16 protein-coding genes and 1 riboswitch are annotated in these 17,264 nt (G+C 61.9%); of the genes, 7 read left to right on the forward strand and 9 right to left on the reverse strand.

Annotation, left to right across the window (positions count from 1 at the left end; all coding sequences use genetic code 11):
• Positions 1 to 108: 108 nt before the first annotated feature.
• The gene (locus tag OIU19_RS21405; RefSeq protein ID WP_264236685.1) at positions 109 to 726 is read left to right on the forward strand and encodes a hemolysin III family protein; all 618 of its coding nucleotides are present in this window, start codon (positions 109 to 111) and stop codon (positions 724 to 726) included.
• Positions 727 to 735: 9 nt separating this feature from the next.
• Here the strand turns inward: OIU19_RS21405 and OIU19_RS21410 are convergent, their stop codons facing one another.
• From OIU19_RS21410 to OIU19_RS21420, 3 genes are all read right to left on the reverse strand, one after another.
• Entirely contained in the window at positions 736 to 1,455 is a 720-nt protein-coding gene (locus tag OIU19_RS21410) for a 16S rRNA (uracil(1498)-N(3))-methyltransferase (RefSeq protein WP_264236686.1), read from the reverse strand.
• Positions 1,456 to 1,597: 142 nt separating this feature from the next.
• Positions 1,598 to 3,004: an adenosylmethionine--8-amino-7-oxononanoate transaminase gene (locus OIU19_RS21415; protein ID WP_264236687.1), complete on the reverse strand. Its 1,407-nt coding sequence runs from the start codon at positions 3,002 to 3,004 to the stop codon at positions 1,598 to 1,600.
• A gap of 81 nt (positions 3,005 to 3,085) precedes the next feature.
• Entirely contained in the window at positions 3,086 to 3,577 is a 492-nt protein-coding gene (locus OIU19_RS21420) for a hypothetical protein (RefSeq protein WP_264236688.1), read from the reverse strand.
• Between the two features lie 201 nt (positions 3,578 to 3,778).
• Between OIU19_RS21420 and OIU19_RS21425 the strand changes: the two genes are divergently transcribed.
• The 3 genes from OIU19_RS21425 (at position 3,779) to OIU19_RS21435 (ending at position 7,083) form a co-directional block, all read left to right on the forward strand.
• Positions 3,779 to 5,647: an NAD(P)/FAD-dependent oxidoreductase gene (locus tag OIU19_RS21425; protein WP_264236689.1), complete on the forward strand. Its 1,869-nt coding sequence runs from the start codon at positions 3,779 to 3,781 to the stop codon at positions 5,645 to 5,647.
• 274 nt (positions 5,648 to 5,921) lie between these two features.
• A complete protein-coding gene (locus tag OIU19_RS21430; protein ID WP_264236690.1) occupies positions 5,922 to 6,473 on the forward strand; it encodes a cytochrome b in 552 nt (183 codons plus the stop codon).
• A 31-nt stretch (positions 6,474 to 6,504) separates the two neighbouring features.
• On the forward strand, positions 6,505 to 7,083 hold the full coding sequence (locus OIU19_RS21435; protein WP_186557382.1) for a YceI family protein: 579 nt from the start codon (positions 6,505 to 6,507) through the stop codon (positions 7,081 to 7,083).
• Positions 7,084 to 7,148: 65 nt separating this feature from the next.
• Here the strand turns inward: OIU19_RS21435 and OIU19_RS21440 are convergent, their stop codons facing one another.
• The 5 genes from OIU19_RS21440 to ahcY all read right to left on the reverse strand — a co-directional run bounded on the left by OIU19_RS21440 (position 7,149) and on the right by ahcY (position 13,722).
• Entirely contained in the window at positions 7,149 to 9,056 is a 1,908-nt protein-coding gene (locus OIU19_RS21440; RefSeq protein WP_264236691.1) for a DEAD/DEAH box helicase, read from the reverse strand.
• 219 nt (positions 9,057 to 9,275) lie between these two features.
• A complete protein-coding gene (locus tag OIU19_RS21445) occupies positions 9,276 to 10,064 on the reverse strand; it encodes an ABC transporter substrate-binding protein (RefSeq protein WP_264236692.1) in 789 nt (262 codons plus the stop codon).
• Between the two features lie 63 nt (positions 10,065 to 10,127).
• Complete coding sequence (locus tag OIU19_RS21450; protein ID WP_264236693.1) at positions 10,128 to 11,204, reverse strand: hypothetical protein; 1,077 nt, start codon at positions 11,202 to 11,204, stop codon at positions 10,128 to 10,130.
• Positions 11,205 to 11,303: 99 nt separating this feature from the next.
• Complete coding sequence (metF, locus tag OIU19_RS21455) at positions 11,304 to 12,149, reverse strand: methylenetetrahydrofolate reductase [NAD(P)H] (protein ID WP_264236695.1); 846 nt, start codon at positions 12,147 to 12,149, stop codon at positions 11,304 to 11,306.
• Positions 12,150 to 12,312: 163 nt separating this feature from the next.
• A complete protein-coding gene (gene ahcY / locus OIU19_RS21460; protein WP_264236696.1) occupies positions 12,313 to 13,722 on the reverse strand; it encodes an adenosylhomocysteinase in 1,410 nt (469 codons plus the stop codon).
• A 21-nt stretch (positions 13,723 to 13,743) separates the two neighbouring features.
• Positions 13,744 to 13,839: riboswitch (S-adenosyl-L-homocysteine riboswitch) on the reverse strand.
• A 178-nt stretch (positions 13,840 to 14,017) separates the two neighbouring features.
• Here ahcY and OIU19_RS21465 point away from each other — a divergent pair.
• Positions 14,018 to 14,419: an acyl-CoA thioesterase gene (locus tag OIU19_RS21465; protein ID WP_186557388.1), complete on the forward strand. Its 402-nt coding sequence runs from the start codon at positions 14,018 to 14,020 to the stop codon at positions 14,417 to 14,419.
• A gap of 122 nt (positions 14,420 to 14,541) precedes the next feature.
• Here the strand turns inward: OIU19_RS21465 and OIU19_RS21470 are convergent, their stop codons facing one another.
• Positions 14,542 to 15,777, reverse strand: a complete 1,236-nt coding sequence (locus OIU19_RS21470) for a sodium:proton antiporter (RefSeq protein WP_186557572.1) — start codon at positions 15,775 to 15,777, stop codon at positions 14,542 to 14,544.
• A 218-nt stretch (positions 15,778 to 15,995) separates the two neighbouring features.
• On the opposite strand from OIU19_RS21470, the gene OIU19_RS21475 reads away from it, so the two are divergent.
• A complete protein-coding gene (locus OIU19_RS21475) occupies positions 15,996 to 16,829 on the forward strand; it encodes a DMT family transporter (RefSeq protein WP_264236697.1) in 834 nt (277 codons plus the stop codon).
• A gap of 31 nt (positions 16,830 to 16,860) precedes the next feature.
• Complete coding sequence (locus OIU19_RS21480; RefSeq protein ID WP_186557569.1) at positions 16,861 to 17,247, forward strand: MAPEG family protein; 387 nt, start codon at positions 16,861 to 16,863, stop codon at positions 17,245 to 17,247.
• Positions 17,248 to 17,264 lie beyond the last annotated feature (17 nt).

A 17,264-nucleotide genomic window follows, 5' to 3' on the forward strand; every position in this document is an offset into this window, starting at 1 on the left:
CCCGCTTACCCTGTGGGAGCGGGCTTGCCCGCGAAAAGCACGACGCGGTGCTTGCCTTAAACCACACCAAATCAGGAACCTGCCCCGCCATCGGAGGTCTGTGTTTGCATGTATTACGGTGAACGCTTCAATGCCTGGACGCACCTGGTTGGTGCGGTACTGGCCTGCATAGGCGCTATCTGGTTGATCGTCACAGCCGGGTTGCAGGGCGATCCGTGGAAGATCGTCAGTTTCTCCATCTACGGCGGCACCCTGTTGCTGCTCTACAGCATCTCGACCCTCTACCACAGCACTCGCGGGCGGGCGAAGGTGATCATGCGCAAGCTCGATCACCTGTCGATCTACCTGCTGATCGCCGGCAGCTATACCCCGTTCTGCCTGGTCAGCCTGCGCGGGCCTTGGGGCTGGAGCCTGTTCGGGGTGGTCTGGGGGCTGGCGGTAATCGGCATGCTCCAAGAGATCAAGCCACGCTCCGAAGCGCGGGTGCTGTCGATCATCATCTACGCAGTCATGGGCTGGATCGTGCTGGTAGCGGTCAAGCCCCTGTTGCGCACCCTCGGCGCTGCTGGCTTTGCCTGGCTGGCGGCCGGTGGTGCGTTCTACACCATCGGCATCATCTTCTTCGCCTTCGACAGCCGCTTTCGCCATTGGCATGGCATCTGGCATCTGTTCGTTATCGCCGGCAGCTTGCTGCACTTCATCGCAGTGTTCTTCTACGTGCGTTAGGGCACGCGTTTAGAAGTCGCCCCATAGCTGCTGGGCCACCGACAGCGCCACCACCGGCGCGGTTTCGGTGCGCAGCACGCGTGGGCCGAGGCGGGCGGCGTGGCAGCCGGCGGCTTTGGCCTGCTCCACTTCGGCGTCGCTCAAACCACCCTCTGGGCCGATCAGGAAGGCCAGGCGCGCTGGGCGTGCATGGCTGGTCAGCGGCTCGGCTACCGGGTGCAAGACCAGCTTGAGGTCGGCCTCGGTTGCCTTGAGCCATTCAGCCAGGGTCAGTGGTGGATGGATCACGGGCAGGGTCGAGCGGCCGCATTGCTCGCATGCGCTGATCGCCACCTGGCGCCAGTGTGCCAGGCGCTTGTCGGCGCGTTCGTCCTTGAGGCGTACTTCGCAGCGCTCGCTGACGATCGGGGTGATTTCGTTGGCGCCCAGTTCGGTGGCTTTCTGGATTGCCCAGTCCATCCGCTCGCCCCGCGACAGGCCCTGGCCGAGGTGGATATGCAGCGGCGATTCGGCCTGGCCGGGGAGGGCCTGGTCGAGCGTGACGCGTACGCTCTTCTTGCCGACTTCGAGCAGCTGGCCGAGGTATTCCTGGCCGCTGCCGTCGAACAATTGCACGGCATCGCCAGGGGCCATGCGCAGTACGCGGCCGATGTAGTGGGCCTGGGCTTCGGGCAGGTCGTGCTGGCCAAGGCTCAAGGGGGCGTCGATGAAGAAGCGGGACAGTCTCATGGTTCAGCTCAGGGAGTAGGGGGCACAGAGTTCCCTGTGGGAGCGGGCTTGCCCGCGAAGAAGACACTGCGGTGTCTGCCAAGGGCTTCGCCCTTGTTCACGGGCAAGCCCGCTCCTACAGGGTTGGCGGCGATCTTGCGGGCTAGCCCGGATCGCGGAAGTCGGGATGGAAGTCTTTGGGCACTGCCACGCTGACGCTGTCGCGGGTGGCGATGTCGATCCCTTCGCTGGCCACCTCGGCGAGGAAGTCGATCTGCTCGGGGGTAATCACGTAAGGCGGCAGGAAATACACCACGCTGCCCAGCGGACGCAACAAGGCGCCACGGGTCAGGGCGTGTTCGAAGACCTTAAGGCCGCGGCGCTCCTGCCATGGGTAGGCGACTTTGCCGGCCTTGTCCTGGACCATCTCGATCGCCAAGGCCATACCCGTCTGGCGAATCTCGGCCACATGCGGATGATCGGCCAGGTGCGCGGTGGCACTGGCCATGCGCGCCGACAGCGCCTTGTTGGCCTCGATCACGTTGTCCTGTTCGAAGATGTCCAGGGTCGCCAGCGCTGCGGCACAGGCCAACGGGTTGCCGGTATAGCTGTGCGAGTGGAGGAATGCGCGCAGGGTTGGGTAATCGTCGTAGAAGGCCTGGTAAACGTCATCGGTGGTCAGGCAGGCGGCCAGCGGTAGATAGCCGCCGGTCAGGGCCTTGGACAGGCACAGGAAGTCGGGGCGGATGCCGGCCTGTTCGCAGGCGAACATCGTGCCGGTACGGCCGAAGCCGACGGCGATTTCATCGTGGATCAGGTGGACACCATATCGATCACAGGCCTCGCGCAGCAGCTTGAGGTAGATCGGGTGGTACATGCGCATGCCGCCAGCGCCCTGGATCAACGGCTCGACGATCACCGCGGCGACACTGGCGTGATGCTCGGCCAGGGTTTGCTCCATGGCGGCGAACAGGGTCCGTGAATGCGCTTCCCAGCTCACCCCTTCTGGGCGCAGGTAGCAGTCGGGGCTGGGCACCTTGATGGTGTCCAGAAGCAACGCTTTATACGTTTCGGTGAACAGCGGCACGTCGCCCACCGACATCGCCGCGATGGTTTCCCCGTGGTAGCTGTTGCTCAGGGTGACGAAGCGCTTCTTGTCCGGCTGGCCCTTGTTCAGCCAGTAGTGAAAGCTCATCTTCAGCGCCACTTCGATGCACGATGAGCCGTTGTCGGCGTAGAACACCCGGTCCAGGCCATCTGGGGTCATGGCGACCAGACGCTCGGACAGTTCGATCACCGGCTGATGGCTGAAGCCTGCGAGGATCACATGCTCCAATTGGTCGACCTGATCCTTGATGCGCTGGTTGATACGCGGATTGGCGTGACCAAAGACATTGACCCACCAGGAGCTGACCGCGTCCAGGTAGCGCTTGCCCTCGAAGTCCTCCAGCCACACGCCTTCGCCGCGCTTGATCGGGATCAGCGGCAGCTGCTCGTGGTCTTTCATCTGGGTGCAGGGGTGCCACAGGACCTTGAGGTCACGTTGCATCCACTGATCGTTGAGGCCCATGGGCACTTCTCCTGGCGACGCGGCTTGGTTTGACCGCGTAAGCCTAAGCAAAGGTGCCGGGCATCACAACCGTGTTCAGGCTCAATGCCGCAGGAGAGGCCTCCAGCTGAGGGCTGGAATGTGCAGGGTGCTGGCCTGCTTGGTGGAGATGGTCAGCCTGCGAAATGGCCCCAGCAGCAACTGGCGAGTAGGCGTGCTGGCGTATACCCCCGGAACGTATTCAGTGCCCGATTGGCCACTGAGGGTGAGCCAGTACAGCGGTGGCGCGTCGAGCAGATCGGGCCTGAGGCCTAAGTAGTCGCATTCGATCAGGTCGTCTTCGTCCAGCCCGGGGCAGTCGCTAACCACATAGAAATCGAGCATTACGCAATCGATTTCCTTACCGAAGTCGATCTGCAGGTCGTTGTTTTCACCAATCACCAGTTCAGTGCCGGGATTGCCCTGGAAATCTTGGTAAAGCCCCGCGTATGAGGTGCAGTTGGAGGTTATGCTCAAGCCACTGTTGCCCTGCCAGATGTCGTGGGGTTTGAAGTGATGAGGCTGCATGCGGGCAAAGTGCTGATGGCATTCCATGCATCAATTTCCATTGGGACTGGGTGCTGCCACTTTCCACTGCATGCGCCGATTCTGGCTACTGACAAAAATGCCAGTTGCATAAACGACTTGTCGTCGCTCCGCTGGCAGGGTGCCCAAGGGTGACGTATTCTTAACGCATCATCCTGGGGCGTCCCTTCCCCCGATCTCATTAACCTATTTCAACCGGAGTTCGCCGACATGGCTGCTGCTTGGGTGCGCCTGTGCGCGTTGCTATTGATTGGTGTGTCCAGTGGCGCCGCAATCGCCAAGGACAAGACACCTACTGCGATTGTGGTAGGCGGCGGCCTGGCAGGCCTGACCGCAGCCTACGAACTGCAAAACAAGGGTTGGCAAGTGACTTTGCTCGAAGCCAAGTCGGGGATGGGCGGCCGCTCGGGGCTGGCCACCAGCGAATGGATCGGCAACGGCAAGGCGCAGCCAGTCCTCAACCAGTATGTCGACCGTTTCAAGCTTGAAACACTGCCAGCGCCGGAGTTCGTGCGAACGCCGGGTTACCTGATCGACGGCGAGTACTTCAACGCCACTGACCTGGCCACCAAGCAACCTGCCACCGCCGAGGCGCTCAAGCGTTACGAGAAGACCCTCGATGACCTCGCCCGCTCGATCGACGATCCGCTGAACCCGCAGGCCAACAGTACGCTGTTCGCCCTCGACCAGATCAACGTCTCGACCTGGCTCGACAAGCTGCAACTGCCAACCACCGCCCGGCAGCTGATCAACCAGCAGATCCGTACCCGTTACGACGAGCCATCGCGCCTGTCGTTGCTGTATTTCGCCCAGCAGACCCGCGTCTACCGCGGTGTCAGCGACCGCGACCTGCGTGCCGCACGCCTGCCAGGCGGCAGCCCGGTGCTGGCCCAGGCCTTCGTCAAGCAACTCAAGACCATCAAGACCAGTTCGCCAGTGACTTCCATCGTCCAGGACAAGGACGGCGTTACCGTCAAGGTCGGTAGCGTCGGCTATCAGGCGGACTACCTGGTGCTGGCGGTGCCGCTGCGGGCGCTGGCCAAGATCCAGATGACTCCAGGCCTGGACAGCAAGCACCTGGCCGCGCTCAAGGGCACCAACTACGGCTGGCGCGACCAACTGATGCTCAAGTTCAAGACGCCGGTGTGGGAAAGCCGCGCGCGGATGTCTGGCGAGATCTTCAGTAACGCAGGCCTCGGCATGCTGTGGATCGAGCCTGCGCTCAAGGGTGGGGCCAACGTGGTGATCAACCTGTCTGGCGATAACGCCCGCCTGTTGCAGGCGTTTGGCGACAAGCAGATGGTCGATCAGGTGCTGATTCGCCTGCACGCGTTCTATCCACAAGCCCGTGGCGCCTTCACCGGCTACGAAGTCAAACGCTACAGCACCGATGCTGGCACCGGTGGCGCTTACCTGGCCTATGGTCCAGGGCAGATCAGCAAGTACTGGCGCCTGTGGGAGCGTCCGGTGCAGCGCGTAGCCTTTGCCGGTGAACACACCGACGCCTTGTATCCAGGCACGCTGGAAGGCGCGCTACGCAGTGGTCAGCGCGCTGCCGGGCAGGTCCAGGACTTGCTCGCCGGCAAGTCGTTCGACCCAGCCAAGGCAGTGCCGATTGCCGCTGCAGCGACAGCCGGTGCGGTGGCGGCGAAGGATAAGGGCGGGTTCTTCTCGAACCTGTTCGGCGGTTCTTCCGATAAATCCGACAAGGCACCCGCCAAGGCCGAGCCGGTGACCGCAAAGGAGGCTGAAGGGGGTAAACCGGGCTTCTTCTCGCGCCTGTTCGGTGGCAGTGCCAAGCCTGAAGTGAAGGCTGCGCCAATTGCCAAGGCTGCCGAGGTTGCGCCGGTTTCTGCCCCTGCGCCTGCTCCTGTTGCTCCAGCGCCTGTGGCCAAGGAACAGCCAGTCAAACCGGCTGCCAAAGCCGCGCCTGCCAAGCATGCTCCGGCGCACAAGCCGGCAGCGAAGTCTGAGGCGGCGAAGAAGGCAGCCAGCAAGCCTGCGCCAGTGAAGAAGGCGACAGTCAAGTCTGAGCCGGTAAAAAAGCCGGTGGCCAATACTCAGGCCAAGGCTGGCTGATTCACTCTTTGGGCTGCTTTGCAGCCCATTGCGAGGCAAGCCCTCACCTACAGGTTTACCCCATACCCTGTAGGTGCGGGCTTGCCTCGCGATGGGCCTCCTGTATTCAGCATCATCCCTTCCTGACGAATTTCCGCTATGGTTAATCTTTCCTTAATAGCCAATGCACACAATACATATCGTAAAAATCGATCATCCGAGTCAGATTTTTCCGCTTTTATTCGATACGTTACGCGTTAGTCTGTGCACAGCTTTCACGGGGAAATACGCCAACATGCAAGTTCGTAACTCACCTTCTCGCTATGGCCTGGTCAGCATCGTCATGCACTGGGGTGTGGCTTTGGCAGTCTTCGGTCTGTTTGGCTTGGGCTTGTGGATGGTAGGCCTGGACTACTACAGCCCTTGGCGCAAATCCGGCCCTGATCTGCACAAAAGCATCGGCTTGGTGCTGATGGCGGTGATGTTGCTGCGTGTGCTCTGGCGCTTCATCAGCCCGCCGCCACCGGCGCCGGCCAACCATGGGGCATTCACCCGCATGGCCGCCAAGCTGGGGCATCTGGCGCTGTACCTGGGGCTGTTCGCGGTGATGATCGCCGGTTACCTGATCTCTACCGCCGATGGCGTCGGCATTCCGGTGTTTGGCCTGTTCGAAGTGCCAGCGCTGGTCAGTAACCTGCCCGACCAGGCAGATACCGCTGGCGAGATCCATTTTTATCTGGCCTGGGGCCTGGTGATTTTCGCCGGCTTGCATGGTCTGGCAGCACTGAAACACCATTTCATCGACCGTGACGCGACCCTGATCCGCATGCTGGGCCGCAAAGCTTGACTCTCAACCTCAATTGCAAGGAATAGAAAGGATGTTGAAAAAGACTTTTGCCGCTTTGGCGCTCGGTACCGCTCTGCTCTCTGCTGGCCAGGTCATGGCTGCCGAGTACAAGATCGATAAAGAAGGCCAGCACGCGTTCGTTGACTGGAAAATCAGCCACCTGGGCTACAGCTTCATTCACGGTACCTTCAAGGACTTCGATGGCAACTTCACTTGGGACAGCGCCAAGCCTGAAGCCAGCAAGATCAGCGTCGATCTGAAAACCGCCAGCCTGTGGTCCAACCACGCTGAGCGTGACAAGCATATCGCCAGCGCTGACTTCCTCGACGTGAAGAAGTACCCAGAAGCCAAGTTCGTTTCCACCGCGGTCAAATCGACCGGTGACAAGACTGCCGACGTGACCGGCGACCTCACCCTGCACGGCGTGACCAAGCCTGTTACCTTCAAGGCTGTGTTCAACGGTGAAGGCAAGGATCCATGGGGCGGCGAGCGCGCTGGCTTCAACGCCAAGACCACGCTGAACCTGAACGACTTCGGCATCAAGGGCCCAGGCCCAACTTCGCAAACCCTCGACCTGGACATCAGCGTCGAAGGCGTCAAGCAAAAGTAATATGCTGCTCCAGACATGAAAAAGCCGCCCCGTGGGGCGGCTTTTTCATGTCTGCGTGATCCGAATCAGCGATTGCGGGTCAGCAGGGCCGGGCGCTCGCCACGCGGGCGGCTCGGCAGATCGTCCAGCTGCTCAGGCGTTGGATAACGGTCGAGCTTGGATTCCTTGCGGATGATCACTGGCTGGTTTTGCGATTCACGCGGATTGCGTACCGCTGGCTCCTGACGCGAACCCTCATCGCGACCCGCCGAGCGGTTGCGACCTGGGTTGCCATCACGGCGAGCACCGCCATTGTTGCTGTTGTTGCGCGGACGTTTCTCGCCCGAGCCCTGGCGTGGCTGGCCGCCGTTATTGCTGCGGCCCTGATTTTGCCCGCCAGCACCTGCGCCGCGTTGGCCGCTGCCTTGCGCCTGACCCTGGCCAGCAGCGCCACCTGGGCGACGGTTGCGGCCTTGGTTCTTGGCGTTCTGGTAGGGGCTGACGTAGTCGGCGCGGTTGCCGAAGTTATCCACTTCGTCGTCCAGGAACTCGTCGGGTGCGCGGTTGGCCGGCACTGGCGGAACACGGCTTTCACCCTGGCCAGCCTGCTGCTGACGCGGTTTGCCGTCACGCGACCTGCGCGGCTGCTGTTGCTGCTTGTCGGCGGATTTGCTCTTTTCGGCCGACTTTTCAGCTGCCTGGGGCTTGGCCTTGCCTTTATCCTTGCCCTTGTCTTTGCGCCCGCCATTGCTGTCTTTGCCAGCTTCGCCGCGCGACTGGTTACGACCGCCGCGACCGGTGTTTTGCGGGCGCTCGCGCACCTCTGGCTTTTCAGCTTCAACCTGGCTGGCATCAAAGCCCATCAGGTCGCCATCGGGGATTCTCTGCCGGGTGACGCGCTCGATGCTCTTGAGCAGTTTCTCTTCGTCTGGCGCGACCAGCGAGATGGCTTCACCGGAGCGCCCGGCACGGCCAGTACGGCCAATGCGGTGAACGTAGTCTTCCTCGACATTGGGCAGCTCGAAGTTGACCACGTGCGGCAGCTGGTCGATATCCAGGCCACGGGCGGCAATGTCGGTGGCAACCAGGATACGTACGGTGTTGGCCTTGAAGTCGGCCAGGGCCTTGGTGCGTGCGTTCTGGCTCTTGTTACCGTGGATCGCGGCGGCAGGTAGGCCGTGCTTTTCCAGGTACTCGGCCAGGCGGTTGGCACCGTGCTTGGTACGGGTGAACACCAGCACCTGTTCCCAGGCGCCGAGGGTGATCAGGTGCGCCAGCAGGGCACGCTTGTGGCTGGCCGGCAGGCGATAGACGCGTTGCTCGATCCGTTCGACCGTGGTGTTCGGCGGCGTGACCTCGATGCGCTCGGGGTTGTGCAGCAGTTTGTCGGCAAGGTCGGTAATGTCTTTGGAGAAGGTCGCCGAGAACAGCAGGTTCTGGCGCTTGGCTGGCAAGCGCGCCAAGACCTTCTTGACGTCATGGATGAAGCCCATGTCGAGCATGCGGTCGGCTTCATCGAGTACCAGTATCTCGACATGGGACAAGTCGACCTTGCCCTGGCCAGCCAGGTCCAGCAGGCGACCGGGGCAGGCGACCAGGACGTCGACGCCCTTGGCCATGGCCTGAATTTGCGGGTTCATGCCGACGCCGCCGAAGATGCAGGCGCTGACCAGGCTGAGGTCGCGGGCATACACCTTGAAGCTGTCGTGGACCTGAGCCGCCAGTTCGCGGGTCGGGGTCAGGACCAGTACCCGCGGTTGACGCGGGCCGTGGCGCTGGGACTTGTCGGGGTGGCCACCCGGGAACAGGCGCTCAAGAATCGGTAGGGCGAAACCGCCGGTCTTACCGGTACCAGTCTGGGCGGCAACCATCAGGTCGCGGCCTTGCAACACGGCGGGAATGGCCCGCTGTTGCACCGGGGTGGGCTGGGTATAGCCCGCTGCCTCGATAGCGCGGACAAGAGCCTCGGAGAGACCGAGGGAAGCAAAGGACATGGGCAATCCTGTTCTCGTGGGGGCTAGGCCCTATGGGGTGATCTGCCTGGCGCGACGGGCATCTGAGGGATGCGATCGCGTCCGGTCCAGCTGGGCGTTCACTGCGCATCCGGGAGGCGGCGGGCGTGCATTTGAGGTGCATGGCCGACGGTCGAGATGCCTACTGCGAGGCCGAGCGTCCGGGCGTGAGCCGGGCGGGAAGGCCCGAGTATAACAGAGCTAACGCAGCGTGCCGCGTTCCTGCTGCTCAATGGCGTCATCAAACCGCTCGGCGTCGCCCGCATAGCGCGCGCTGATGGCGGCGTAGGCGGGCTCGCGCTTGAACTGGCGTAGTTCGTCGGCGAACGCTTGAGCGAGTTTCTGCCGTCCAGGCTTCTGCGCAAGCCCCAGATACTGCGCGTGACGGCTGATCAGCAACGGCTGCTCCTCGACTTGCTGCAGCAACCCCAATTGATAGCGCAGGAAGCGGCCGACCTGGCGATCGGTCACCAGCGCATCGATGCGCCCTAGCATCAGCTTGCCGAAGTTGGCTTCATGGGTGGGCGCGGCTTCGCGCTTGAACAGCGGGGACTCGTTGAAATGCGCGCCGTAGGCATAACCGGGTGAGATGCCAACGGTCAGGCCGGCAAGGTCGTGCAGGTGGGTGATCAGTGGTCGTTGGGCGCGTTTGCGAAACACTACGAATTCAACATTCGATAGCGGTTCGTCTGGGTAGATCATGTAGCTCTTACGCGTGTCTATCTGGAAGATGTCGAGCACACCGTCGACCTGGCCCTGCTCGACCATCGCCAGGCAGCGCTTCCAGGGCAGGAACTGCCAGTCGACCTCGATGCTCAGGCGCTTGAACACTTCCCGTGAGACTTCGTAGTCGATGCCTTTCGGTTGGCCGTTTTCCTGATAGATGTAGGGTGCCCAGTCATCGGATACCAGGCGCAGGCGCTCGGCCTGAGCCAATGAACTCAGGCAGACAAGCAGCAGAAGGCCAAGAAGGCGGGCGAGGTCTGGCATGGCCGCAGAGTACGCGCTAAGTGAAAACGTGACCAGTGCAGCCTGGCCACGTTGAGTGCAAAGTCAGGCTCGCGAATCCTTGAGCAGATGGCGCTCGACTTCTTTGTGCTGGCGACCCAGTGACAAGCGCAAGCCAGGCTGGCGCAGGCATTGGCGCAATTGCTCTGCTTCCATTCGACCATGGCGCTCGTGCAGGTTCTCCAGGGCCTTGTCCCACCATGCCGGGGCGCAAGCTCGGTCGAACTCATTGGCATAGGCGTAGCAGCCATACAGCAATTCACGGGCGAACTGGCGCTGATGGCTGGGCAGGGTCAGGCTCATGGCCTTGTAGCCCAGCCGGTGCAGGGCCGGAGGTCGGGGCAGTTGATCGTTGACTAGGTACACATCGGCCAGTGCCGCTTCACTGAGCGGGTCGTCACCGTGCTTGTGCAGCCAGGCTTGGATCTTCGCCCGGAACTGCGCCTTGCGGCTCCAGTAGTGATGGATCACGTCGGTACATTCGGCGAGCTCAAGGGTGCGATAGGCGGCGACCGCCAGGCAGAACTCTTCCAGGGTGTAGGCCTGGCGAGCCTGCGGGTAGTACTCGTCCATCAAGGCGATGGAGTGATCGAGCGTCGCTGCATCAGCCGCGGTCAGGCCGATTACCCCGGAGTTGACCAGCGGCATCTGCGTGTCGGCCAACCCGCGTGCTTGCAGGGCCTGATGCAGGCTCTTGTACAGCTGGCAGTCGGGGTTCGCGCCATAGCGCGCGCCAATGGCGTTGCACAGCAGCGTGCCGGTCTTGATGCGACGGAACAGCTGCATCGGCGATTGGCGGAAGAAGGTGTCGGTGTCGATCAACACCGCCAGCGGGTGCTGCTTAAGCAGCTGGCGCATCAGCACATGCTTGCTGCGGAAATGATAACCATGCGGCTGGTTCCAGGCTTTGCGCGTTGCTTCATCCAGCACATGGACGACAACTGGCAGCTTGGCGTAGGGCTCGGGAGAGTCTGTGTAGACCTGGATATCGATCGCTTCATCGGGTGTCTGGCGCAAATGTGCCAGGGCGCTGACGATGCTGAAGCAGGCTTCCTGGTGGTAGGTGGCCGGGCCGAATGCGAGGTAAACCAGTTGAGGTTTGGAGGGATGTTGGAGGTGCATTCCGTGCAGTAACCTATCGAGGAGCCAAAATGAATAAGGCTTTAGCCTAAGCTAAAGCCTTTTTCATGTCCTCATATTCTTGTTACCGGCGATTGACGGTCAACGAGGAAGCTTGAGGTTGTTCCAGATCGCCAGGCTCGCTTCGGCCTGGTTCAGGGTATAGAAGTGCAGCCCTGGAGCGCCGCCTTGCAGCAGTTGCTCGCACATGCGGCTGATCACTTCCTCGCCAAACGCCTGGATGCTGGCGGTATCGTCGCCGTAGGCTTCCAGTTGCTTGCGAATCCAGCGTGGCAGCTCAGCGCCACAGGCGTCTGAGAAGCGCGCCAGCTTGCTGTAGTTGGTGATCGGCATGATGCCGGGCACAACCGGGATGTCGACGCCCATCTGCTGCACGCGCTCGACGAAGTAGAAGTAGCTGTCGGCGTTGAAGAAGTACTGGGTGATGGCGCTGTCGGCGCCAGCCTTGACCTTGTGCACGAAGTTGGCCAGGTCAGCCTCGAAGTTGGGCGCCTGCGGGTGCATCTCCGGGTAGGCGGCCACTTCCAGGTGGAAGTGATCGCCGGTTTCCTGGCGGATGAACTCGACCAGGTCGCTGGCGTAGCGCAGTTCGCCCGAGGCCATGCCCATGCCCGAAGGCAGATCGCCACGCAGGGCGACGATGCGCTTGATGCCGGCCGCTTTGTATTCGCCAAGCAGTGCGCGCAGGTCGGCCTTGGTGTCACCCACGCACGACAGGTGCGGAGCGGCAGGGACTTTCACTTCGCTTTCCAGCTGCAGCACGGTATTGAGCGTGCGGTCACGGGTCGAGCCGCCAGCGCCGTAGGTGCAGGAGAAGAAGTCGGGGTTGTAGCTGGCCAACTCACGGGCAACGCCCATCAGCTTTTCATGGCCGGCTTCGGTCTTGGTCGGGAAGAATTCGAAACTGTAACGGCGTTCTAGGGACATCACTCGTTCCTCAGCTGCAAGCGTCAGGCCGCAAGCTGCAAGTCAAAGCCAGACCGGTAGAGGCCGGTCTGGCTTGGGCATCGTTCAAGATTCAAGAGCTACAGGTTTCAAGCGGCTTGGCACTATCTGCCTTTCTTGCCGCTTGAAACGTGCAGCTTGCCGCTTAGTAGCGGTAGGCGTGCGGCTTGAACGGGCCTTCGACGGTCACACCGATGTACTCGGCCTGCTGCTGGGTCAGTTGGGTGACCACGCCGCCGAAGCCGCGGACCATTTCCAGGGCCACTTCTTCGTCGAGTTTCTTCGGCAGCACTTCCACGGTCAGGCGCTCGGCTTTCTGGGCAGGCGACAGGTCGGCGTACTTCTGGTTGAACAGGAAGATCTGCGCCAGTACCTGGTTGGCGAACGAGCCATCCATGATGCGGCTTGGATGGCCAGTGGCGTTGCCCAGGTTGACCAGGCGGCCTTCGGCCAGCAGGATCAGGTAGTCGTCGTTCTGCGGATCGAAATCGCCAGCGCCGGTACGGTGAATCTTGTGCACCTGCGGCTTGACCTCTTCCCAGGCCCAGTTCTTGCGCATGAAGGCGGTGTCGATTTCGTTGTCGAAGTGGCCGATGTTGCAGACCACGGCGCGCTTCTTCAGGGCCTTGAGCATGTTGGCGTCGCAGACGTTGACGTTACCGGTGGTGGTAACGATCAGGTCGATCTTGCCCAGCAGGGCCTTGTCGACGCTGGCTTCGGTGCCGTTGTTGATACCGTCGATGAACGGCGAGACCAGCTCGAAGCCGTCCATGCAGGCTTGCATGGCGCAGATCGGGTCGACTTCGGAAACCTTGACGATCATGCCTTCCTGACGCAGCGACTGGGCCGAGCCCTTGCCCACGTCACCGTAGCCGATGACCAGCGCTTGCTTGCCCGACAGCAGGTGGTCGGTGCCGCGCTTGATGGCATCGTTGAGGCTGTGACGGCAGCCGTACTTGTTGTCGTTCTTGCTCTTGGTGACCGAGTCGTTGACGTTGATCGCCGGGACTTTCAGCTCGCCCTTGGCCAGCATGTCGAGCAGGCGGTGAACGCCGGTGGTGGTTTCCTCGGTGACGCCGTGGACGCGATCCAGCACTGCTGGGTACTTCTTGTGCAGCAGCTCGGTCAGGTCACCACCGTCGTCGAGGATCATGTTGGCGTCCCATGGCTGGCCATCCTTGAGGATGGTCTGCTCCAGGCACCACTCGTACTCTTCTTCGGTCTCGCCTTTCCAGGCGAACACCGGGATACCGGCAGCGGCGATGGAAGCGGCGGCCTGGTCCTGGGTGGAGAAGATGTTGCAGGACGACCAGCGCACTTCGGCGCCCAGGGCAACCAGGGTTTCGATCAGCACGGCGGTCTGGATGGTCATGTGGATGCAGCCCAGGATCTTCGCACCCTTGAGCGGTTGCTCCTCGAGGTACTTGCGACGCAGGCCCATCAGTGCAGGCATTTCCGATTCAGCGATGATGGTTTCGCGACGACCCCAGGCGGCCAGGGAGATGTCAGCGACTTTGAAATCGGTAAAACCAGCAGGCGTGTTTACAGCGCTCATCAAGAGCCTCCATTCGTAGTGTGCGAATGGGCGCCGTTGTGCGTTGAGCGTCCGCATGGCGGACAACGCCCCAACCGAGCCTGACAGGCCGAGCCTGCTGCAGCGCCCCTCGGATGGGTGGCGGGCATGGCCCCGCAGCGGGTGGCCATGTGAAACGGCGCAGATTATAGCCGGGGTGGGCTATCAGACCCAAGGTTTTCTGTCGATTAATCGAGACGATAGTCGATGGGTAATGGAGAGCGGCGGCAGGCTCTGCCATCATGACTGCACGTAAGCCAAGCCGTCAGGAGCAATGATGAACTTCCACACCCGCAAGTGGGTTAAACCCGAAGACCTCAACCCTAATGGCACGCTGTTCGGTGGCAGCCTGCTGCGCTGGATCGACGAAGAGGCGGCGATCTACGCCATCGTCCAACTGGGCAACCAGCGCGTGGTCACCAAGTACATGTCGGAAATCAACTTCGTCAGCGCCTCGCGCCAGGGCGACATCATCGAGCTGGGCATCACCGCCACCGAGTTTGGCCGCACCTCGATCACCCTCAAGTGTGAAGTGCGTAACAAGATCACCCGCAAGAGCATCCTGACCGTGGACAAGATGGTCTTCGTCAACCTGGGCGATGATGGCCTGCCCGCGGCGCACGGGCGGACGCAGATCAAGTATGTGCAGGATCAGTTCCCGGATACCGCCGTCGAATAAGCGGCTGGCGTGGGGCTTGGGCTATAGGGGCGTGGGAGCGGGCTCGCCCCGCGATGCGAGGGTGAACCTACCGCTGCCATCGCCAGGCAAGCCCACTCCCACGAGTCCAACAAATCGCTCTTTCAGGGCTGGGCAGTAACGCCACGGACCACGCGGCCAATGCTCAAGCCCTGAATCAGGATCGAAGACAGCACCACGATGTAAGTGATCGACAGCAACAGGTCGCGCTCATCACCTACTGGCAGCGACAGCGCCAGAGCCACCGAAACCCCACCGCGCAAACCACCCCAGGTCAGTACCCGCACCGTGCCCTTGGGCACGCTACGCCAGCGGCGCAGCAGGACGATCGCCGGCGCCACGGTCAGCAAACGCGACATCAACACCGCCACCGCCAGCACGCTGCCGGCCGCCAAGTGCAGCCAGTTGAACGGCAGCAGCAACAGCTCCAGGCCGATCAGGGCGAACAGCAGCGCGTTGAGCATGTCGTCGATCAGCTCCCAGAAGCCGTCCATGTAGCGCCGGGTCATGTCGTTCATCGCCAGGTTGCGCCCCAGGTTGCCGATGATCAGACCGGCCACCACCATGGCGATTGGCGCCGAAACGTGCAGCTCGTAGCACATCGCCGAACCACCGATGACCAGCGCCAGGGTCAGCATGACCTCGACCTGGTACTGCTCGATGCTCTTGATCATGCGGTAGGTCGCGTAGCCGATCAGGCCGCCAAAGGCGATGCCGCCCAGTGCTTCGCGGGCAAACAGAATGGCGGTCTCGGAAACGCTCGGCGTCTCGCCGAGCTGGACGATCCCCAGCAACACGGTAAACACCACCACCGCCGTGCCGTCATTGAACAGCGACTCGCCGACGATGGTGGTTTTCAGTGGTTTCGATGCATTGGCGGTGCGCAGGGCGCCGAGCACCGCGATCGGGTCGGTCGGCGAAATCAGCGCGCCAAACAGCAGGCAATAGATCAGGCTGACGTGCCAGCCGAACAGGGCGAATACCCAGTGGGCCAGAAAGCCGATGACCACGGTGGCGATCAACACGCCGATGGTCGCCAGTAGGCCGATGGGCCAGCGGTAACTGCGCAGGTCGCCGAGGTTGACGTGCAAGGCGCCGGCAAACAGCAGGAATGACAGCATCCAGTGCATCAGCAGATCGTTGAAGTCGATCTGGTTCATCAGGCCTTCGACGCGCTCTTCCAAGCCGGGGAAACCGATCAGGCTCAAGCCCTGGAGAATCAAGGAGAACAATAGCGCCGTCACCATCACGCCGATGGCGGGTGGCAGGCCGATGAAACGGTAATTGACGTAGGTGAGAAGGGTGGTCAGGCAGATAAACGCGGCAACAAGTTCAAGCATCCCAAATCCTGTAAAGAGTGGCTTCCGAGTCGTAACCCGAATCGCTCGGGCAGTTGTTTGATGGCCTGGCGAGGGTTTCGGGACACACCCTCTGACCGGAAATCTCCGATTCGTTCAGAAACAGGTGCCGCTATGCGGCCCCAAAGATCGACAGGAAACCGCTATATTTGTGCCCTCATCCGCCACAGGCCACCCCGGCTCTCTGCAAGGAATACAGCGTGTTGGCAACCTCCCTCGTGCTCATCGCAGCCCTCCTGCACGCCACCTGGAACACCCTGATCAAATTCAGTGGCGAGCGCCTGCTGGTGATCGCCAGCATGGATGCGGTGGCCCTGGTGTTCGCCCTCGCGGCCGTCGCTTTCGTCGACTTCCCGCCCGCTGAAATCTGGCCCTGGCTGGTCGCCTCGGCGCTTGCCGAGCAGCTCTACCGGGTACTGCTGATCAAGGCCTACCGCGTCGGCGACCTGGGCCTGGTCTATCCTCTGATGCGCGGCCTGTCGCCTTTGGTCGTGCTGGGCCTGACCCTGGCATTCGCCGGAGAAACACTGAGCCAGCAGCAGATCATTGGCATCCTGCTGATCCCCTGCGGTATGGCTTGCTTGTTGTGGCAGGGCGGAGGCGGTGAACGTCTGCCTTGGTCGATGCTGCCGGTAGTGGCGCTAATTGGTCTGTGCATCGGCTGTTACACCTGGTTCGACGGCCAGGCAGTGCGTTTGTGGGGCCAGCCCTGGGATTACCTTGTCTGGCTGACCTTGCTCAGCGCCTGGCCGTTTCCGCTGCTGGCCAGCGTGGCGAGGCGTGCGCCGTTCGCGCTGTTCTGGCGCACGCAATGGCGGTTGGGGTTGGCGGTGGGCTTGTGTGTGTTGTTCAGCTACGCCCTGGTGCTGTGGGCCATGCACCTGGGGTCGGTGGCCGAGGCTGCGGCGCTGCGTGAGCTGAGTGTGATCCTGGTGGTGCTGTTGGGGATGCGCTACCTCAAAGAACCTTTTGGCGGCCCGAGGCTCTTAGCATGCGGGCTGGTCCTGGCGGGCATGCTGGTGATGAAGCTCTGATCCCGATCATTTCGAACAAGGAGTCCTGTCCATGACCGTTGCCCTGTGGTGCATTCTGATTGCCCTGATCCTGCCGCCGCTGTGTGCGCTGATCGCCAAGCTCAGCAGCGGGCGATTCGGCCTCAAGGACAATCACGATCCGCGAGCCTTTCTCGACACGCTGTCGGGCCTGCCACGGCGTGCCCATGCCGCGCAGCAGAACAGCTATGAAGCGTTTCCGGCGTTCGCGGCGGCGGTGCTGGTGGCGGATATCGTCGGCAATGCCGAACAGGTGACGCAGGACGTGCTGGGGGTGATGTACATCACCAGCCGGTTGCTCTACATCATTTGCTACCTGGCGGACTGGGCGGCGTTGCGCTCGCTGGTGTGGTTTGCCGGGCTGGCGTTGATTGTGTCGTTCTTCGTGGTTTCGGTCTGACATCGAGTCGCGCTTTT

The sequence above is a fragment of the Pseudomonas sp. BT-42-2 genome (assembly GCF_025847435.2).
Classification (GTDB): Bacteria; Pseudomonadota; Gammaproteobacteria; order Pseudomonadales; family Pseudomonadaceae; genus Aquipseudomonas; species Aquipseudomonas urmiensis.

Bases quoted from the DNA above. Each gene is read 5' to 3' on its own strand.
- OIU19_RS21405 (WP_264236685.1), top strand. From the start codon at position 109: ATGTATTACGGTGAACGCTTCAATGCCTGGACGCACCTGGTTGGTGCG.
- OIU19_RS21410 (WP_264236686.1), bottom strand. From the start codon at position 1,455: ATGAGACTGTCCCGCTTCTTCATCGACGCCCCCTTGAGCCTTGGCCAG.
- OIU19_RS21415 (WP_264236687.1), bottom strand. From the start codon at position 3,004: ATGGGCCTCAACGATCAGTGGATGCAACGTGACCTCAAGGTCCTGTGG.
- OIU19_RS21420 (WP_264236688.1), bottom strand. From the start codon at position 3,577: ATGGAATGCCATCAGCACTTTGCCCGCATGCAGCCTCATCACTTCAAA.
- OIU19_RS21425 (WP_264236689.1), top strand. From the start codon at position 3,779: ATGGCTGCTGCTTGGGTGCGCCTGTGCGCGTTGCTATTGATTGGTGTG.
- OIU19_RS21430 (WP_264236690.1), top strand. From the start codon at position 5,922: ATGCAAGTTCGTAACTCACCTTCTCGCTATGGCCTGGTCAGCATCGTC.
- OIU19_RS21435 (WP_186557382.1), top strand. From the start codon at position 6,505: ATGTTGAAAAAGACTTTTGCCGCTTTGGCGCTCGGTACCGCTCTGCTC.
- OIU19_RS21440 (WP_264236691.1), bottom strand. From the start codon at position 9,056: ATGTCCTTTGCTTCCCTCGGTCTCTCCGAGGCTCTTGTCCGCGCTATC.
- OIU19_RS21445 (WP_264236692.1), bottom strand. From the start codon at position 10,064: ATGCCAGACCTCGCCCGCCTTCTTGGCCTTCTGCTGCTTGTCTGCCTG.
- OIU19_RS21450 (WP_264236693.1), bottom strand. From the start codon at position 11,204: ATGCACCTCCAACATCCCTCCAAACCTCAACTGGTTTACCTCGCATTC.
- metF (WP_264236695.1), bottom strand. From the start codon at position 12,149: ATGTCCCTAGAACGCCGTTACAGTTTCGAATTCTTCCCGACCAAGACC.
- ahcY (WP_264236696.1), bottom strand. From the start codon at position 13,722: ATGAGCGCTGTAAACACGCCTGCTGGTTTTACCGATTTCAAAGTCGCT.
- OIU19_RS21465 (WP_186557388.1), top strand. From the start codon at position 14,018: ATGAACTTCCACACCCGCAAGTGGGTTAAACCCGAAGACCTCAACCCT.
- OIU19_RS21470 (WP_186557572.1), bottom strand. From the start codon at position 15,777: ATGCTTGAACTTGTTGCCGCGTTTATCTGCCTGACCACCCTTCTCACC.
- OIU19_RS21480 (WP_186557569.1), top strand. From the start codon at position 16,861: ATGACCGTTGCCCTGTGGTGCATTCTGATTGCCCTGATCCTGCCGCCG.